Source organism: Pseudomonas sp. N-137 (genome assembly GCF_034555295.1).
Lineage (GTDB): Bacteria > Pseudomonadota > Gammaproteobacteria > Pseudomonadales > Pseudomonadaceae > Aquipseudomonas > Aquipseudomonas rhizophila.
Window position 1 is genome coordinate 194,831 of sequence record NZ_JAXUDQ010000030.1, and the last position, 17,809, is coordinate 212,639.

Sequence of the window (17,809 nt, forward strand, 5' to 3'; positions counted from 1 at the left end):
ATGCCTACCTCGGCTCAACCACATCCAGCGTCCGATTCGCCAGCAATTGCCCCAGTTCGATCATCTGCTGGACCCCCAGCGCGATATGCCGTCGCGAGCCCTCCAGGTCGAATGCCAGATCACTGACCATGGCGTTGGCCGAGGCCAGGGTTTCGCTGAGGTTGGCGAGCAGGCACTCGGCGTCGATGTTCGGAGCGATGACGTAAAGGGTATCGAGTGTGTCGGATGTTTCTTTGTCGGCTGGCGGCTTGAGGTAGTAGTCCAGAGCGCGGGTGGCGGCTTCGTCGAGTTTCTTGGCGTTGGCCGATTGGCTGCGGGATGTATGGTCTTTTTCAGGGGGATTCGGAGTTGGTTTGGTCATAGTCTTGGATCCTTAAGTTGGAGCCACTACCAATCCGCTACTAAACGAGATAGGCGGCAGCTGTACGCAGGTTAGTAGACCGGGGATCCAAGAAACCGGCGCGCCCGAGGGCGCCCTACGCACAGCTACCATTGAGCGTAGGTAAGAAATACCTGGCTGAATAGAGCAATGTTCGTCTTGGAATGCCGGGCTACTAAACCCGATCACTGATGGGCAGTGACAGGATCAAAAGTACCGATGGGCCCCAAGGCGCACAAGCCGGCGGATTCTGGCGTAGGTGTAGGCAGAGACGCAAGGCAACGTAGCCTTGCGTCACACATTTTGAAGGACGGGTTTGGAGCCTTTTCCTAGGGACGTGTAGGGCGAATTCCCTATGTGATCAGCAGGGGCATTAGATATGGAGCCAAGTTCCTGTGGCGAGGGGATTTATCCCCGTTGGGCTGCGTAGCAGCCCCCTAAGTGGCTGGTGCACCTGTAGGGCCGCTTCGCGCCCCAGCGGGGATAAATCCCCTCGCCACAGTGAGTCAAATGAGGCTTGAGAGAGGCGCATTGCCTATTTATGCAAAACAGCATTTGTCTTCTGCAAAAAGAACCCGCATCATGCGCGTTATGCAAAAACGCAACGTTTCTACCGTATTAAGGGCACTGCTCGATCAGCACGGGATCTCCCCCACGGAGCTTCACCGTCGTACCGGCGTGCCTCAGTCAACCCTGTCGCGGATTCTCAGCGGCAAGATTGTCGACCCTTCGGATAAACACATCTCGAAGATCGCCGAATACTTTGCCGTGAGTACCGATCAGTTGCGCGGGCGCGCGGACATTGCGTCTGCCGGCCATCCGCGCCGCGACGAGCCGCATTCCGAACTCAAGGACATAAGCCTGTGGGATGACGACACCCCCGTCGAAGAAGACGAGGTGTCGGTCCCTTTTCTGCGTGAGGTTGAATTGGCTGCTGGATCAGGAAGATTCGTCATCGAGGAAAGCGAGCGCTCAAGCCTGCGCTTTGGCAAGCGCAGCCTGCGTCATAACGGCGTGCAGTTCGACCAGGCCAAATGCGTGACGGTACGCGGCAACAGCATGTTGCCAGTGCTGCGCGATGGCGCCACGGTCGGGGTGAACGCAGGCAAGTGCGGGATCGGCGACATCGTCGACGGCGATCTCTATGCCATCAACCACAACGGTCAACTGCGGGTAAAGCAGCTTTATCGTTTGCCCACCGGCATCCGTCTGCGCAGCTTCAACCGCGACGAGCATCCGGATGAGGACTACACCTTCCAGGACATGCAGGATGAGCAAATCGTCATCCTCGGCCACGTCTTCTGGTGGGGCATGTACGCCCGTTAACCCCTCCGCTGTCAGATAAAACCCGCCATCGTGCGGGTTTTTTTACGCCTGTGAAAATCCCCTGACCCCTGTGTTTGCTGGGCTTTATGCGCCTATGCATTCGATGCGCATAAATAAATGCATTTACGCATTGACTGTATATGCATCCATGCATATTCTGTGTCCAAGCCGCTCGACAAAGCGGCTGGCAACGAAGCTCTTTAGTTCCACCAACAGGCAGCGATGAACCGGCCTTAACGGTTCAGAGGGTTGGCAACTGACCCGGGTGTGCAGCGTAAAGCACCAGAAGCAGTTATCCGGCGGGCAGGGACCGCGGTCGGAAAAACAATTTGAATGGATCCGTACCGCGCCAGTCGCGCCGAAAGATCAACTTCCTTCTGGCCATCGGCCAGGGAAGGCGAAGGACCGCATTACTGAAAAGCCCGGTTCACCCCGGGCTTTTTGGAATGCCTACCTCAAGAGACATCGTTTGAACCCAACACACATTTCTCATCCATCACCCCAGGAGGCGTGACATGACAAACGAGCAACAAGCGTTGCTGGACATGCCGATCTGGCTGGTCATCGTGCTCGCCCTGGTGGGCGGCGTGACCGGCGAGATGTGGCGTGCCGACAAAGAGGGCGCCCGCGGCTGGTCGCTACTGCGTCGCCTGGCCCTGCGTTCCGGCGCCTGCATGGTCTGCGGCGTCTCGGCGATCATGCTGTTGTACGCCATGGGCCTGTCGATCTGGGCCGCAGGAGCCTTCGGTTGCCTGACGGCGATGGCCGGGGCGGACGTGGCCATCGGGCTTTACGAACGCTGGGCCGCCAAGCGGATGGGCGTCAGTGAGCTGCCGCCGCGTGATTCCCGTTCCGACCAACATTGATCCCTCGCTGCTGATCTTCGTGCCGCCATAAAAAACAGGAGACCTTGATGCCTGCCGCCCTCGAAAAACCGTCGCAGCTGTTCTTCGCCATTGCCCAGACGCTACGCGCCACTTATCCCACTTTGAAAATCGGCAGCCCCCAGGAGTTCGATGGCACCGACGACCAACCCTGGGTGCTGATTGCCCTCGAGCGTGATGCGTCAGGCAACCGCGCCAACGACGGACGTATCGCCCATGTCCTGACGGTTTCCCTGCAAGTGGTCATGGCCGTTGCGGGATGGGAGGCGTGCGATCTGGCCGGTGAGCTGAAACATCTGGTGGTGGATAACCGCTGGGGGCTGTCGGGCGATCAATGTGATCTGCCCACGGAGATCGATGGCCTTGCATCCACGTTCACCCACGAAGCCCGGGCATACACCGCCTGGACCCTTTCCTTCACTCAAACCCTGTACCTCGGCCCGACGCTGCTGGAGGACCCGTTGGGCATCCCGAAATTTGCCCGGACCTGGGAAGTCTCGAACATCGATGACCCGGCTCAATACACCGCACTTGAGGGCTGACCCATGTTTGATGCGCTATTACGGATGCATCTGGGGCCGCTCATCGAGCGTCTGGCCGAGATGGAAACCGAACTGGAAGACCTGCATCGGCGCGCCGACAGTTTCTGTCGCATCGGTGTTTGTCAGGAAGTCGATGCGACCAGCAACACCTGCAAGGTCAGCCATGGCGAATTGCTGACCCCGGCGATCCGTTTTTTCAATCCCAGTGCTGGCGAACAGAGCGAGTCGCGGATTCCCTCCGTGGGCGAGCAGTGCCTGCTGCTGAACCATGGCGGCGGTGAGAGCGGTGGGCAGTCGGTGGCGCTGTTCGGCCTCAACGGCGGTCAATTCCCGCCCGTCTCCACACAGGCATCACTGACGCGCCGCCGCTATCAGGACGGCACGGAAAACGGCTACGACCACGCCAGCCATGTCCTGCACTGGCAAAACGGCCCGACGGCATTCACCGGTTCCCGTGAGTCCATCGACTTAAGCATTGGCCCGGCGAGGCTGGCGATGACGCCGCAGGCCATCGAATTGCAACTGGGCGCCGTCGGCATACGGCTCGACGCGTCCGGTGTGCACCTGAGCGGCCCGGTGGTGGATCACCAGGGGCGCGTCATCAGTACCGCATAAGAGATTTCCTCATGATTGGAATCGATCGAAATACCGGCGCCACGGTCGACGACTGGCTGCAGTTCGTGCAGCGCGCCACTCGTGCATTGACCACGCCGTTGGGCACTCGCCAGAAGCGCCCTCTGTATGGCTGCGCCCTCACGCAATTGCTCGGGCAGAACCTCGGCGATGACCTGCTGATCCTTGCCCAGAGCCACGCGGCCCAAGCGTTCTACAACCCGGACAACGGCATTGGAGACTTCGAGCCGCAGGTCATTGTCGCCAGCCGACAGGGTGCCGGTTTGTTGTTGCGCTTCGCCGGCACCTGGAAAAACCGCAAACAGACTTTCGAGGTGGTGACATGAGCATGTTGATACCCGGCCAGAACCAATTGGCCGAACCGGCAATCGTCACTGTCGAAGCGTTCGAAGACTTGCTCGCAGAGTTCAAGACCTTCGTGGTCGAGTACGTCGCCGCACGCTCTCCCGCCAGCGCGGCGAAGCTGGTGGACAGCCTCGAAAACGAAAGCGAATTGCTGACCCTGGCCCTGGAGGCGTTCTGCGTCCGCCTGCAAACCCACGAACGCAAATACAACGCCCGCATCAAGCAGATGCTGGCGTGGTGGGCCACGGGGACCAACCTCGATGCGCGCCTCGCGGACATGGGCCTCGAACGCCAGTTGCTCGATCCTGGCGACCCGGCAGCATTCCCGCCCATCCCTCCGGTTTACGAGAGCGATGATGACGCCCGCTTGCGCTATTACCTTGCGCCCCATGCCCCGGCGGCCGGCTCGCGCATGCAGTATCGGCGAGAGATTTTTACCTTGGGTGAACGGCCCGTCGTGAAGGTGGAAAACGCCTCGGCCGGTGTCGTGACGGTTACCTACACCTTCAACCCGGATGGCTATGCGGCGCAGGTCAAGGACGGCAACGGACGCCGCACCGCGCCGGGCGAAGTCACGGTCACGGTGCTGTCCCGGGAAGGCGATGGCACACCGTCCGAGACACTCCTTGAGGGTGTTCGTCAGCACTTCGCTCGTCCTGATGTACGACCGGAGACGGATCACATCATCGTTCAGGCTGCGCAAATCAAACCCTACAAAATCCGCGTCGTGGCGAAGATCAATGCCGGCCCGGATTCGGGTTTGACCCAGGTTGCGGCACAACAGCAGCTGCAGGCGTACGCCGAGGCCTGTCATCACCTGGAGGGCCGGGTGGACCCGAGCTGGATCGACTACACGCTGCACAGCGCGGGGGCGGTTCAGTTGCAGATTCTCGAACCGCTCGAGCCGATTGTGACAACGGCTTTTCAAGCCCCGTACTGCACGGGTGTCGAGGTCGAGGTGGATACGTTATGAGTGACGACACACCTCGCCCCAGCCTGCTGCCGGCCAACAGTTCGCCGCTGGAAAAGGCGCTCGATCTGGGTTTCGCCCGGCTGCTGGAGCGTATCGATCCGCCGTTTCCCGAACTGATGAACCCGGTGGCAACGCCCTTGGCGTTTCTACCGTACCTCGCGGCGGATCGCGGGGTCAGTGAGTGGAGCTCTGCGGCGCCCGAAGCTGAAAAGCGCCTGACGGTTGAACTGGCCTGGCCCACCGCACGGCAAGCCGGGACGCGAAGGGCGCTGGAAAACGCCGCCAAGGGTTTGCAACTGAGGCCTGAGGTGCGCGCTTGGCATGAGCAAACGCCCCCCGGCCCGCCCTACAGCTTTTCCGTCAGGGCGTTTACCGAACAGCCCTACAGCGAAGCTATCGACGCCCGTCTCGACCGCCGTCTGGCCGACGCCAAAAGCGAGCGCGACACCTTGACGGTCTCTGTCGGCTTGAGTGCGTTCGGCCGTCACGTCATCGGCGCCGCCACGGTGTGCGGCGAACTCACCACGGTTTATCCGATTGTCATCGAAGGGCTAGAAGCCTCGGGCCGGGCCTTCATGGCCGCCGCGCTCTACACCGTCGAAACCTCCACTATTTATCCACAGGGGTCCTAAATGGCCGACTATTACACCCTGCTCACCGATGCGGGGATCGCCTACGAAACCGCCTGCAAGGCGGCGGGCACACCGATCAAGCTGTCGCAGATTTCTGTCGGTGACGGCGGCGGCGAAGTTTACAACCCGGCCGCAACTGCCACGGCGCTCAAACGCGAAGTGTGGCGCGGGCCACTCAATGCGCTGTTCCAGGATGAGAAAAACCCGAGCTGGTTGCTCGCTGAAGTCACCATCCCGCCCGACGTGGGCGGCTGGTATGTACGTGAGGCCGGGATCTGGACCGATACCGGAATTCTGTATGCCATCGTCAAATATCCGGAGTCGTTCAAGCCGGTGTTGGCGACGTCAGGCTCAGGGAAAGAGTTTTATATCCGGTCGATTTTCGAGACCAGTAATGCTGAGTTGGTGACGTTGCTGATTGATGACACGGTCGTCAAAGCAACGCGGGCCTGGGTTGCCAGCTACGTCGCTGATGAGCTGGCCAAGCTCGACAGGAAGCAGTCTGTACGGGTGGCGACGACGGCTAACATTGTTTTGAGTGGTGCCCAGGCGATTGACGGTGTTGCCGTGGTTGCCGGGAATCGGGTGCTTGTTAAATCCCAGACCTTGGCGAAAGACAACGGCATCTACGTTGCCGCGAACAGCGCTTGGGTTCGGGCAAGGGATGCCGATGCGAACGCCGAGGTTACTTCGGGATTGATTGTCTCGGTGGAGGAGGGCACGACGCTTGCCAATACGATCTGGCAGTTGATAACGGATGGCGGGATTGTTCTGGGTACTACGGCGTTGGCGTTTCAGAACATCACTCAAGGGTTTGCGCCGATTAACTCTCCAGCTCTGGTAGACCCTACGGCAAACACACCATCGATTTTCGATAGCAGCAAGTTGCTGGCCACTACCGAATTTGTAGAGCGCGCAAAAGGGAACTATCGAGGATTCCTTAACGCAACATCCAATATGACGCTGGTAGCTTCTACGGCGTTCGGTTCTATGGTGTCCTGCCTTGGGACGTTTAACATCACTCTACCTGCTGCCAACAGCGGCGGTGCAGGCGGAACAGTAAGCCTTCGAAACCGGGGGACGGGTGTAGTAACCATTCTTTGCCCAGGGTCAGACAATATTAAGTCGGGCAGTCTTATTAAAACTACGATGGTTATGCCCGCGGGTTCCACGCTGGATCTTACTACTGACGGCACCAGTGGATGGTGGGCATCAGGTTCCGCCCAGATTGCAGATTCGACAGCCATTAACTCCCTAATTGGAAACTATTCGGGCGTCAAGATCATTACATCATCGACAGCGCTGACGGTAAACGATACAGGATGTCTATTTATCGGATCAGCTGGGTTAGCTGGTTTAGATGTCACGTTGCCAAAGTTGTCAACGACAACATCAGGCCAGTCAATCATTATTTCCGCAGGTGCAGGAAGTTTCAATTTACGAGCCTTTGCGGACGACCTGATATCTATCGGATTATCTGTTCTCTCCGTAGTCCCTATTGATGTTTTCGAAAGCATCATATTGGTTTCCCATGTTGGTGGATGGAGGGTGGTTTCGGGGACCGTATTGACTAAATATTCCAAGATGTTTACAGCAACGCTTGGATATGACTCCAGCCAGGCTTTACCCAGCGGGTGGCTATGTAAAACCGGGCACGGCTCAACCAATGGCACTGCTGGAGTAGCGTCGGTCACGTTTCCCGTCGCATTTCCTACTGCGTGCATGGCTGTGATAGCCAATTATGGCGGTGCCTCTTCAGCACAAAACCCTTCACTTTGTCAGGTCGGAAACCCTACCCGTACGGGTTTTACGGGATATCTCACGAGTGTGGTCAGCAATGCCGGTTCGGTGACAGCGGGTGGTTTTAATTGGGTGGCGATCGGGTACTAGGGGGAAAATATGTACGCTAAATGGATTGAAGAGGATGGTCGTTTTGCCTTCGAGCGCGTTGATAACGGAGGTATTGAGATTACAGATGATGAACACGCGGCGCTTTTTAAGTCGGACAGGGGATCTAAAGTCATCGTGCTTGGGCCTGATGGTCGTCCGGCCTTGCAGGATCCGCCGTTGCCCTCATTGGATGAGCTTGCGCTTGTTGAGCGTACGTGGAGAGACAAGCAGCTCGCAGTGACTGACGGCGCTGTTACACGCCATCGCGACGAAATAGAGGACGGTATCGTAACTACACTGACCTCCGATCAATACGGAGCCTTGCAGACCTACCGACGCGCCTTGCGCAATTGGCCGGAGACTGGCGAGTTTCCGCTGATCGACCATCGGCCGCCAGCGCCCGATTGGCTGGCGATGCAACCCTAATAAACGCCCCGCACCGATGGGGCGTTTTCTTACCTGTCAAATACCCAACAGCCCCTTCCTCAAGGGGCTTTCTCATATCTGGAGAAACAGAAATGGCACTACGCCAAACCTACACCGTGCTCCTCCCATTCCCCACCGGCGGTGGCCACTGGTCGAGCGTTGGCCAGGAACTCGACCTGCTCGACGTTGAGGCCAATGCCTGGCACAGCGCCGGTCGTCTGCAACTGAAAAAAACCGGAGCCGTCGAGTCGGCTTCCACATCCACCCCGGCCAAAAAGGCCACCACCAAAAAGGCTGAATAACCATGGCTGAGGTTTTGAACTTCGAGCACAACGGCATCACCGTCAATGCCACTGAATCTCCCGAGGCCATGGGTGGCCTGGGTGATAACGTCATCGGGCTGGTCGGCACCGCGCCGAATGCCAACCTGTTGATTCCGAAAAACACCCCATTTCGCATCAACAGCTTCACCACTCAGGCCCAGTTGGACCCGACCGGTGCTGAGGCGGGGACGCTGTTTCAGGCGGTTTACCAGATCCTCAAAGTGGTCAAGGTGCCGGTCTACGTGGTCATCGTCGAAGAGGGCGCCACACCGGCCGATACGCAGAACAACGTGATTGGCGGCATCGAGGCCGAGACCGGGCGCAAACTCGGTCTGGCGGCGCTCAGTGGGGTCGCTGAAGACCTGACCATCATCGGCGCGCCAGGCTTCACCGGCACCAAGGCGGTGGCGAGCGAGTTCGCCTCGTTCGGCAAGCGTATCAAGGCGCGCGTGGTGCTCGACGGCAAGGACGCGGCGGTTGCTGATCAAGTGACCTACAGCCAGGAACTGGGCGGCGCGGACCTCGGTTTCGATCGTTGCCTGGTGGTGCACAACATGCCAGCGGTGTACTCGAAAGCGGCGAAGAAAAACGTCTTCCTGGCCCCGTCGAGCCTGGCCATCGCCGCGCTGGCCAAGGTCAAGCAATGGGAAAGTCCGGGCAACCAGGTGACCTATGCCGAAGACGTCTCGCGTACCGTGGAATACAACATCCTCGACACCTCCACCGAAGGTGATCTGCTCAACCGCTACGGCGTTTGCTACTACGCCCGGACCATTCTCGGCGGCTTCTCGCTGCTGGGTAACCGCTCCGTCACTGGCAAGTTCATCAGCTACGTCGGCCTTGAAGATGCCATCAGCCGCAAGCTGGTGAAAGCCGGCCAAAAGGCCATGGCCAAGAACCTGACCAAATCTTTCATGGACCAGGAGGTCAAGCGCATCAACGACTGGCTGCAAACCCTGGTCGCCGACGAAACCATCCCCGGCGGCAGCGTGTACCTGCACCCGGAATTGAACAGCGTCGAGAAGTACAAGAACGGCACCTGGTACGTGGTCATCGACTACGGCCGTTACGCGCCGAACGAACACATGATTTATCAACTCAATGCCCGCGATGAAATCATCGAGCAGTTCCTGGAGGACGTTCTCTAATGTTTACCAACCGCGTAAGACAGGCCATCGCGGCCACCCTGCAAGGCCTGCCGTTGTCGGCGACGGTGGAAGAGTTCAGCCCGCCGAAGATCGAATTCGACATGGAGGCGATGGTCGGTGGACGCTTCATTGCCGAAGAAATGGCCAAGAGCGGCAAGGTGCTGAACGCTACCCTCGTACTGCAAGGGGCCGGTCCGGAAATCATGCTCGCCCTGGGTGTGCAACTGGGCGATGACATTCTGCTGAACGTGCGTGAAGCCGGTCAGGATCAGGATGGCAACACCTGGTTCACCTACCACACCGTCGGCGGCAAGCTCAAATCCCTGGAAGAGGCCAAGCTGAAGATGGGCGACAAACCCACCACGACACTTGAGCTGGCCTGCCGTACCTACAACCGTCTCGAAAATGGTGTCCCGGTGATCGACATCGACGTGCGCACCCAGAAGTTCGTGCTCAACGGCGTCGACATCCTCGGCGATGCCCGTCGTGCGGTGTTGTTGCCCTAAGCAAATGCCTGGCAACTGAACGCAATCCGGTGGGAGCGAGCCTGCTCGCGATAGCGGTGTGTCAGACACCTTGATGCTGGGTGTACCGCCGTCATCGCGAGCAGGCTCGCTCCCACAGGTTGCGTCCTCCACTGACCGGCACCGCGCAACTTCCCATGATTGACCAAGGAATTCACTTCATGTCCTGGACACCTCCTGTTCACGTCTTGCTGTCGCCGATCACCGGTGATGACGGGGCGCAAATCGAGCAGCTTCAGCTCAAGCCGCTGCACTACGCCGCACAGAAAGACGCCCTGGCCCGTGCCGGCGACGATGAGGACGACCAGTTTTTCGAGCTGGCCAAATTGGCCACCGGCCTGTCGGTCAAGGAGCTGGATCAACTCAAGCGCCCGGACTACGTGAGCATCGCGCAATACGTGCACGAAATGTCCACTCACCCGACGTCCCACTTCCTGGAATCAACGGATGGCGCGGCAGTCGACCCCGACCAGGTACAACTGCTCCAAACGCTCAACGTCGCTGGCCGCAGCCTGACCTCGCTGACCCTGGAAATGCCCGTACTGCGAGCGACCAAGGCGATGAAAAAACTGAAGACGGCCAAGGAACGCGCCGAGTTCATCACCGCCCATTGCACCGGCCTGATGATTCCCGATCTGGACCTGCTGACCGTGCCCGACTGGACACAGCTTCAGGTACGCATCGACGATTTTTTAAACAAACCGGCGGACTTCTTTCGGAGCGCGACATCGAAGTGATCCTCGATGTGGTGCCGCTCATTTACCCGATAAGTGAAGCGGAAATTCTGGAGTGGGACGTCGGCAAGGCATTACGTCGTTACGACATCGCGATGACTCGCCTTGGCGTGAAAAAGGAGTAGGGCCGGATGGCGGACGATAAATATTCGCTCAAATACGCAGCCTTCAATGAGAGCGGGCTGGCGTTCGGTAATACCAGCCTCACGAGTGGTGTGGCAGCGCAAGGTGCGTTCGCCGGGGATCAGCTGCTGAGCCTCGATCGGGTGCTGGACAAACTCGGGCTCAAACTCGGGTTGCTGACCACGGCGATCGAGTCGCTGACCGTGAAACTGTCGGCGCAACGATTGTTCTCCCAAACGATGGGCGCCGGCGCCAAGGGTGAGTCAGCCAGTGAGCCTAAGGGTAAGTCGGGTGGCGGTATCGAACCACCGGCGCTGCTCAAACCTGCGATAGCGATGGATTCGGCCATGGCCGATCTGAAAAAGGCCAGCCAATTCGGGCCGCGCCAGATTCAGCAGGTGGCTGAGTCAACCCAGCAGATCGCCACCGCACCGCTGGTGGCGGCCGGGGGCACCACGGCGGTTGAAGTGGTGAGGATGCAAAGCCTGGCGGCCAGGAAAGGCATCGGTAGCGACGTGCACGATGCCTCGGAGCGACAGTTGGTCCTGTCGAACTTCGCCTCGGATGCTGGCGTCACCGCGGCGGCGTTCGAGATGCCGGCCATGAAGGCCGCCGAAATGCTGGCCGACTGGCGCATCTCCATGAAGCTCAGCGGCGCGCAAGCCTTTGACCTGGCGGATGCCGCTAACCAATTGGGCAAATTACCCAACGGTGCGAAAGCGGCTGAGATCGGTGCGGTCTTGCAGCGTGAAGGTGCCGCTGCGACGACGGCGGGCCTGGCCCCTGCACAAGCCGCCGCGTTGACGGCGGCATTGCTCAATACCGGTACCCAACAAGCTGAAGCCGGGGTGGCGCTGGATAGTTTCACGACGGCCCTGGGCAAGGGTGACCAGGCCTCCGCCACCGAGCAAACGGCCTGGAAACAGCTGGGTCTGGCGCCCACGGCGGTGGCGAGCGGCTTGCGTGACAAGGACACGGCGTCTGGCACGGTGATGACGGTGCTGGCGGCCTTGAACGCGCAACCGGCCGACAAGCGCTCGGCCCTTGCCGGCACGCTCTTCGGCAATGGCGATGAGGCGGTGCTGCGCATGGCGCAGAAACTGCCTGATGTGAACGCAGCCTTCTTGCAGGTGAAAGACCCAGGCCAATATGCCACGTCGCAATTGGGCAACGACGGCTCGGTGCGGCAGGACGCGTTGGCGCTGTCGAAAACCCAACAAGGCCAGCTGAACATCCTCAACGCCCGTAGCGAGCGTTTGTCGGTGGCTACGGGAAATGCCCTGATGCCTTCGGCGGATACCTCGTCCCAGTGGCTGGGTTCGCTGGCCGATGGCATGAGTGAATTGGCTGAATCCTCACCTAAAGCCACCGCTGCAATTGTGCTTGTTGCCGCAGCGATCAAACCGCTGGTGGGTGTGCTGCTCAAGGCCGTAGTGGATGAAATGTCCAGTCAGGTGGCCAAGCGAGTGCTGGGTAGGGCCGCCCCGCACCTTCCCGGCCGATTGGGTGAGGTGATCTCCGAAGATCTCAGAAATCCTCGTGTGGGCAAGCTGGATACAAGCAATGCCAACCAGCGTCCCGAATCCACGAGAAGGCCACGAGGCTCACAGGGAGGCGCAGGGCGTTTTTCACTCGCGCCAACGGCCTCATTGCGCTCGATGACTCGCAAGGCGCCCGGCCCGTTGAAAGTCGTCGGCGCCGTCGCTGATGTAGCCGAGGGAGTGCTCACCGGCGACAAACGGATGATGGGCGCAGGCCTGGGAGCCGCAGGTGGCGGCTGGGCAGGCGCTGCCGCAGGTTCCGCGGCCGGTGCCGCTTTGGGCAGCGTCGTTCCGGTGATCGGCACTGCCATTGGTGGGCTGATCGGCGGACTGCTGGGCGGTTGGTTGGGGAGCGATGCCGGGGCGTCTCTGGGCGAAAAACTCGTCGCACCCACCGACAGACTCGCCGCTCCAGAGCAGGTCAGCAAAGACCTGACCAGCACCCCGACAAGCACTCATCAGAACACCATGACCGCAAACATCTACATCAACGGCCAGGACCAGGCCAGTGCCAGTCAGTTGGCCAACCTGGTTGTGCAACAGCTCTCGGGCCAGTTCGGCCTGACAACCATGCCCAACTCACTCGCCATGCGCAGTGATGCGGCGCTGACTGACGGAGGTACGTGATGCGTCAGCAAATGGCACTGGGCAGTTTCATTTTCGGTCTGTCCAGAAACTTCGCCTACCACTCCTTGGTCCGCACCTCGGATGGCGGTTGGAAAAGCATCGACATCCTCACCAGCAAACCCAAATCCAGTCAGGTCGGTCAAGGGCTGCAAGCGCTGACGATCACCGGCAAGTCGATGTACGCCACTGCCATGGACCGACTCGATGAGCTGCGTGCATTACAGGCCCGACGCGCTCCGGTGCCGTTGGTTGACGGCATCGGCCGCAACTGGGGCCTATGGCAGATCAACAAGGTGTCGGAAACCCAGACCGAGATCATTGATGACGGCACCGCGATGGTGGTCGGCTGGGTGATTGAATTGACGGAGTTCGCCAATGCGTAGGGTTCGAAGTATCGCCGGTGATTCGGTGAATCTGTTGCTGTACCGCGAGCTTGAGCGTTGTGACGATGCCGCCGAAGAGGCGCTCTGGCGACTCAATCCGAAGCTGGCCGAGTGGGGGCCGGTATTGCCGGCGGGTGTATGGATTGTCCTGCCGGAAGTGGATCTACAGCCCGTCGCACCCACACCGGTTTCGGCCTGGGATTAAGGAGGCAATATGTCACTGGGTTTCACGCCAGCGGTGGAAATCTACGGTGCGAACGCGGCGCTGCTCAACGAACGCTTGCTCAGTTGGACGCACATCGACGCGGCGGGGATTGAGTCCGATCAACTGACGCTCACCATCAGCCTGGAAGGGCTTGAAGGATTGCCCAGCCTGGGCGGGAAAATCGGCCTGCGGGTCGGTTATCTGGAGTCGGGGCTGGTGGATAAAGGTGAGTTCGTCGTGACCCGGCGCACGCCGACGCTGTTTCCCCTGCGCCTGACGCTTGTCGCGACGGCGGCGCCGTTCAGTGCGGCCGATCAGACCGGTTTCAAGCAACGGCGATCCGTCAGTCATGGTCCGACGACCCTGGGCGTGCTGTTTCGTCAGTTGACCTCCAGACACGGGTTTTCCCCGCGTGTGGCGCCGGACCTGGCGCTGATAAAAATCGAGCACATCGATCAGTCCAACGAAACCGACATGGGTTTTCTGACGCGACTGGCTCACCGTTATGACGCCGTCGCCAAGCCGGTCAACGAGCTGTATGTGCTGGCGCGCCGGGGGCAGGCGAAGTCTTTGTCGGGCAAAGTCCTGCCCGAGACAAAACTGTCGGTGACGACGAATAACCGCCCGGGCGACAACGCCTTTATCTCCGCCGTCCTGGATGACACCGCCCGGGCGAAATACCAGGGCTGCAAGGCCAGTTGGTGGGATGCGGCGGCAGGGAAAATGCGCGTCGAGGAGAGCGGCATCGCGCCGTTCAAGACCCTTCGCCAGCGCTTTCAAAGCGCCAACGATGCTCGCGCCGCCGGTGAAGGTGAGGTACGCCGGATGATGCGCGAAGCACTCAAGGTGGCGATCGAATGCCCCGGCAATCCAGGCTTGTGCGCCGAAGGCATCGTGCTGCTGGACGCCTCCTGGCCGGACTTCATGCGCGGGCGCTGGTCGATCGACAAAGTCACCGCCAGCGGCGATCGGGAAAAAAGCTATCGCAGCAGGATTGATGCAACCTGCCTGGATGCCAGGGCCTAAACACCACTCCCCTGTGGGAGCGAGCCTGCTCGCGATGAGGCCGTCATAGCCAGCATTGATGTTGCCTGACACACCGCCATCGCGAGCAGGCTCGCTCCCACAGTTCTGACTGCGCCTTCCCTACAACTGGAGCACCTCCATGAAGATCACTCCGATCCTCACGCAACTGCGTGGGCAATGTCCTGCGCTCGGCAATCGCGTGGCAGCAGGGTTTGACCTCGCCACGTTGCAAGCCGACACGCCGCTGCAAACCCCCTGCGCCTATGTCCTGCCAAGCGCCGACATTGCCAGCAAGAACGCCGCCCAGAACGCCACGCTGCAAGCGGTGCGTGACCGTTTCGACACCGTACTGGTGCTCGACGCCACCGATGCGACAAAAGCGCTGGATCTGTTGCACGACCTGCGCGCCGAACTGTGGCGGGCGCTGGTGGGGTTCAAGCCCGGTGGTGACTACACCGGCATCGAGTACGACGGCAGCGAACTGGTTTCCATCAACAGCAGCCGTGTGTTGTACCGGCTGCACTTTTTCGCCGAGTTCCAGCTGGGCCGCAATCTGGCGAGCCAGCCTGCCGAAAGCTGGCACGAGCGTGAACTGGACGGCTTGTCGTCCTTTACCGGGGCCACCGTGCGGGTCGATGCCATCGACCCGGCGGACCCCAACCTGAAACGTCCCGGGCCCGATGGGCGCGTGGAACTGACCTTCTCTGGAGACGTAACCCCATGAGCAAACGCATCACCGTGCTGCCGGCCCCGGGCCGTGCCGTACCGGACCCGGAAGCGGGCGATCTGTTGCCCCTCGAGGGCCGTGAAGTACCGGACAGCGCCTGGTGGCGTCGACGTCTGGCCGATGGCGATATCACTACCAAAACCGTGAAAGCGGCAAAACCACAGGGAGCCAAATAATGGCGATCGGATTCAGCAACATTCCCGCGGACATTCGTGTTCCGCTGTTCTACGCCGAAATGGACAACTCGGCGGCCAATAGCGCGTCGTCGGCCATGCGCCGTTTGATCGTGGCCCAGGTCAACGACAACGTGGCCCCGGCCGAGGTCGGTAAACTGGTGCTGGTGTCCAGCGTTGCGCTGGCCAAAAACATCGGCGGTCAAGGTTCGATGCTCGCCTCGATGTACGAAACCTGGCGCAAGACCGACCCGTTGGGCGAGATCTGGTGCCTGCCGCTGCACAACGTCGAAGGTGCCATTGCCCAGGGCGTGCTGACCCTGACCGGCGCCGCCACTCAAAGCGGCATGCTCAATCTGTATGTGGGTGGCGTGCGTGTTCAAGCGGCTATCGTCAATGGAGCGACGGCCGCTCAAGCCGCCACTGCGCTGGCCTTGAAGATCAACGCGGCGGCCGATCTGCCGGTGATTGCTGCGGCTGCCGAGGGTGTTGTGACCCTGAGCGCCAAATGGACCGGCGACAGCGGTAACGACATCAGCCTGCAATTCAATCGCCTGGGCAAGAGTAATGGCGAAGACACCCCGGCCGGCCTGACCACCGCCATCACGGCAATGACCGGTGGGGCCGGTGTACCGGACCAGACCGCCGCCGTCGCGGCGCTGGGTGACGAGCCGTTCGAATTCATCGCGATGCCGTGGTCCGATGTGGCAAGTCTCAACACCTGGCAAGCGGTCATGGACGACAGCACTGGTCGCTGGTCCTGGGCCAAGCAGTTGTTCGGCCATGTCTACAGCGCCAAGCGCGGCACCATCGGCACCCTGGTGGCGGCCGGTCAGGCGCGCAACGACCAGCACATGACTATCCAGGCCCTGGAATTGGGTGTGCCGCAACCGTTCTGGGTCCAGGCCGCTGCATTGGCCGCCCGTACTGCGGTGTTCATTTCCGCCGACGCCAGCCGTCCGACCCAGAGCGGCAGTCTGCCAGGCCTGGATCCGGCGCCGGCCAGCGAACGTTTCACCCTGACCGAGCGTCAGTCGCTGCTCAACTACGGTATCGCCACGGCGTACTACGAAGGTGGCTACGTGCGCATCCAGCGTTCGATCACCACCTATCAGAAGAACGCCTTTGGCCAGGCTGACAATTCCTACCTGGACAGCGAAACCATGCACCAGTCGGCGTTCATCGTGCGTCGCCTGCAAAGTGTGATCACCAGCAAATATGGGCGCCACAAACTGGCTGCCGACGGCACTCGTTTTGGCGCCGGCCAGCCCATCGTGACGCCGAGCACCATTCGCGGCGAGTTGATCGCCCAGTACGCCAAGCTGGAGCTGGAAGGCCACGTGGAAAACGCCGAGCTGTTCGCCGAGCACCTGGTTGTCGAGCGTGACAGTCAGGACCCGAGCCGGGTCAATGTGCTGTTCCCGCCGGACTACATCAATGGTTTGCGGGTGTTCGCACTGCTCAACCAGTTCCGTCTGCAATACGACGACGCCGCCTGAAAGTCGCGTTTGAACGTATGAACTGCGCCCACCTCGTGTGGGCTTTTTATTTGAAGGGAGAAACACCATGGGTCAACTGATTGCGGGCACCTGCTACGTCAAAGTGGACGGCGCTCAACTGACCATCAACGGCGGCTGCGAAGCACCGCTGATGTTTACAAAACGCGAAACCGTCGTACCGGGTTTCTACAAGGAAACCGACATTGCCCCGTCCTTCAAGGTGACGGCGCTGCACACCGCGGACTTCCCGCTCAAGCAACTGGTCGCTGGCACCGACATGACCGTCACCTGCGAATTCAACAACGGCAAGGTTTACGTACTGGCCGGCGCCTATCTGGTGGAAGAGCCGGTGTCCAAGGGCGACGACGCCACCATCGAACTGAAATTCGAAGGCATCAAGGGGACCTGGCAATGAGCGATGTCGTGACGCTGCGCGTGGCCATTGAGGCCCACGGCGAGCCGCTGAGCGAACTGACCCTGCGCCGTCCGACGGTGCAGGAGGTCCGGGCGATCAAGGCGCTGCCGTACAAGATCGACAAGAGCGAGGAGGTGAGCCTGGACATGGACGTCGCGGCCAAATACATCGCGGTCTGCGCCGGCATCCCGCCGTCGTCGGTCAACCAGTTGGACTTGGCTGACCTCAACGCACTGAGCTGGGCCGTCGCGAGTTTTTTCATGAGTGCGGCGTCGCAGCCATCGGCGACCTGATCGCAGCCGCCTATGACCTGGCCTGGTTCTGGAAGGTT

The 17,809-nt window shown here is 60.3% G+C and carries 23 protein-coding genes; 22 read left to right on the forward strand and 1 reads right to left on the reverse strand.

The window, feature by feature from the left end:
- Positions 1-4 precede the first annotated feature (4 nt).
- Positions 5-361, reverse strand: coding sequence for a DUF6124 family protein (locus T3A99_RS21905; protein WP_322834795.1), 357 nt, complete (start codon positions 359-361; stop codon positions 5-7).
- Between the two features lie 609 nt (positions 362-970).
- On the opposite strand from T3A99_RS21905, the gene T3A99_RS21910 reads away from it, so the two are divergent.
- The 22 genes from T3A99_RS21910 to T3A99_RS22015 all read left to right on the forward strand — a co-directional run bounded on the left by T3A99_RS21910 (position 971) and on the right by T3A99_RS22015 (position 17,771).
- The gene (locus tag T3A99_RS21910; protein WP_047230040.1) at positions 971-1,705 is read left to right on the forward strand and encodes a LexA family transcriptional regulator; all 735 of its coding nucleotides are present in this window, start codon (positions 971-973) and stop codon (positions 1,703-1,705) included.
- A 515-nt stretch (positions 1,706-2,220) separates the two neighbouring features.
- Positions 2,221-2,571, forward strand: a complete 351-nt coding sequence (locus tag T3A99_RS21915; RefSeq protein ID WP_047229987.1) for a phage holin family protein — start codon at positions 2,221-2,223, stop codon at positions 2,569-2,571.
- A 47-nt stretch (positions 2,572-2,618) separates the two neighbouring features.
- The gene (locus T3A99_RS21920) at positions 2,619-3,131 is read left to right on the forward strand and encodes a hypothetical protein (protein WP_047229988.1); all 513 of its coding nucleotides are present in this window, start codon (positions 2,619-2,621) and stop codon (positions 3,129-3,131) included.
- 3 nt (positions 3,132-3,134) lie between these two features.
- On the forward strand, positions 3,135-3,746 hold the full coding sequence (locus T3A99_RS21925) for a phage baseplate assembly protein V (RefSeq protein WP_107321581.1): 612 nt from the start codon (positions 3,135-3,137) through the stop codon (positions 3,744-3,746).
- A gap of 11 nt (positions 3,747-3,757) precedes the next feature.
- Positions 3,758-4,090 (forward strand): phage baseplate protein, encoded by a 333-nt coding sequence (locus T3A99_RS21930; protein ID WP_076386161.1) that lies wholly within the window; start codon positions 3,758-3,760, stop codon positions 4,088-4,090.
- A complete protein-coding gene (locus T3A99_RS21935; RefSeq protein ID WP_076386159.1) occupies positions 4,087-5,082 on the forward strand; it encodes a baseplate J/gp47 family protein in 996 nt (331 codons plus the stop codon). The genes T3A99_RS21930 and T3A99_RS21935 overlap by 4 nt, the downstream gene beginning before the upstream one ends.
- Positions 5,079-5,714, forward strand: a complete 636-nt coding sequence (locus tag T3A99_RS21940) for a phage tail protein I (protein WP_322834796.1) — start codon at positions 5,079-5,081, stop codon at positions 5,712-5,714. The genes T3A99_RS21935 and T3A99_RS21940 overlap by 4 nt, the downstream gene beginning before the upstream one ends.
- Positions 5,715-7,604, forward strand: a complete 1,890-nt coding sequence (locus tag T3A99_RS21945; RefSeq protein ID WP_322834797.1) for a phage tail protein — start codon at positions 5,715-5,717, stop codon at positions 7,602-7,604.
- A gap of 9 nt (positions 7,605-7,613) precedes the next feature.
- Positions 7,614-8,030 (forward strand): phage tail protein, encoded by a 417-nt coding sequence (locus tag T3A99_RS21950; protein WP_305467560.1) that lies wholly within the window; start codon positions 7,614-7,616, stop codon positions 8,028-8,030.
- 92 nt (positions 8,031-8,122) lie between these two features.
- Entirely contained in the window at positions 8,123-8,332 is a 210-nt protein-coding gene (locus tag T3A99_RS21955) for a hypothetical protein (RefSeq protein ID WP_316912683.1), read from the forward strand.
- A 2-nt stretch (positions 8,333-8,334) separates the two neighbouring features.
- Positions 8,335-9,501, forward strand: a complete 1,167-nt coding sequence (locus T3A99_RS21960; RefSeq protein ID WP_160891670.1) for a phage tail protein — start codon at positions 8,335-8,337, stop codon at positions 9,499-9,501.
- Complete coding sequence (locus T3A99_RS21965; protein WP_047229996.1) at positions 9,501-10,007, forward strand: phage major tail tube protein; 507 nt, start codon at positions 9,501-9,503, stop codon at positions 10,005-10,007. The genes T3A99_RS21960 and T3A99_RS21965 overlap by 1 nt, the downstream gene beginning before the upstream one ends.
- A 179-nt stretch (positions 10,008-10,186) precedes the next feature.
- A complete protein-coding gene (locus tag T3A99_RS21970; protein WP_160891672.1) occupies positions 10,187-10,762 on the forward strand; it encodes a phage tail assembly protein in 576 nt (191 codons plus the stop codon).
- A 128-nt stretch (positions 10,763-10,890) separates the two neighbouring features.
- A complete protein-coding gene (locus tag T3A99_RS21975; RefSeq protein ID WP_322834798.1) occupies positions 10,891-13,050 on the forward strand; it encodes a phage tail tape measure protein in 2,160 nt (719 codons plus the stop codon).
- Positions 13,050-13,433, forward strand: coding sequence for a phage tail protein (locus T3A99_RS21980; RefSeq protein WP_047230000.1), 384 nt, complete (start codon positions 13,050-13,052; stop codon positions 13,431-13,433). The genes T3A99_RS21975 and T3A99_RS21980 overlap by 1 nt, the downstream gene beginning before the upstream one ends.
- Positions 13,426-13,638 (forward strand): tail protein X, encoded by a 213-nt coding sequence (locus T3A99_RS21985; RefSeq protein WP_047230001.1) that lies wholly within the window; start codon positions 13,426-13,428, stop codon positions 13,636-13,638. Before T3A99_RS21980 ends, T3A99_RS21985 begins: the two co-directional genes overlap by 8 nt.
- Before the next feature lie 9 nt (positions 13,639-13,647).
- Positions 13,648-14,664, forward strand: a complete 1,017-nt coding sequence (locus T3A99_RS21990) for a contractile injection system protein, VgrG/Pvc8 family (RefSeq protein ID WP_160891676.1) — start codon at positions 13,648-13,650, stop codon at positions 14,662-14,664.
- Positions 14,665-14,803: 139 nt separating this feature from the next.
- Positions 14,804-15,388: a hypothetical protein gene (locus tag T3A99_RS21995; RefSeq protein ID WP_322834799.1), complete on the forward strand. Its 585-nt coding sequence runs from the start codon at positions 14,804-14,806 to the stop codon at positions 15,386-15,388.
- Positions 15,385-15,567 (forward strand): DUF2635 domain-containing protein, encoded by a 183-nt coding sequence (locus T3A99_RS22000; protein WP_047230004.1) that lies wholly within the window; start codon positions 15,385-15,387, stop codon positions 15,565-15,567. The genes T3A99_RS21995 and T3A99_RS22000 overlap by 4 nt, the downstream gene beginning before the upstream one ends.
- Positions 15,567-17,063, forward strand: coding sequence for a phage tail sheath subtilisin-like domain-containing protein (locus tag T3A99_RS22005; protein WP_047230005.1), 1,497 nt, complete (start codon positions 15,567-15,569; stop codon positions 17,061-17,063). The genes T3A99_RS22000 and T3A99_RS22005 overlap by 1 nt, the downstream gene beginning before the upstream one ends.
- A gap of 67 nt (positions 17,064-17,130) precedes the next feature.
- Complete coding sequence (locus T3A99_RS22010) at positions 17,131-17,478, forward strand: phage tail tube protein (RefSeq protein ID WP_003198314.1); 348 nt, start codon at positions 17,131-17,133, stop codon at positions 17,476-17,478.
- The gene (locus T3A99_RS22015; RefSeq protein WP_047230006.1) at positions 17,475-17,771 is read left to right on the forward strand and encodes a phage tail assembly protein; all 297 of its coding nucleotides are present in this window, start codon (positions 17,475-17,477) and stop codon (positions 17,769-17,771) included. The genes T3A99_RS22010 and T3A99_RS22015 overlap by 4 nt, the downstream gene beginning before the upstream one ends.
- Positions 17,772-17,809 lie beyond the last annotated feature (38 nt).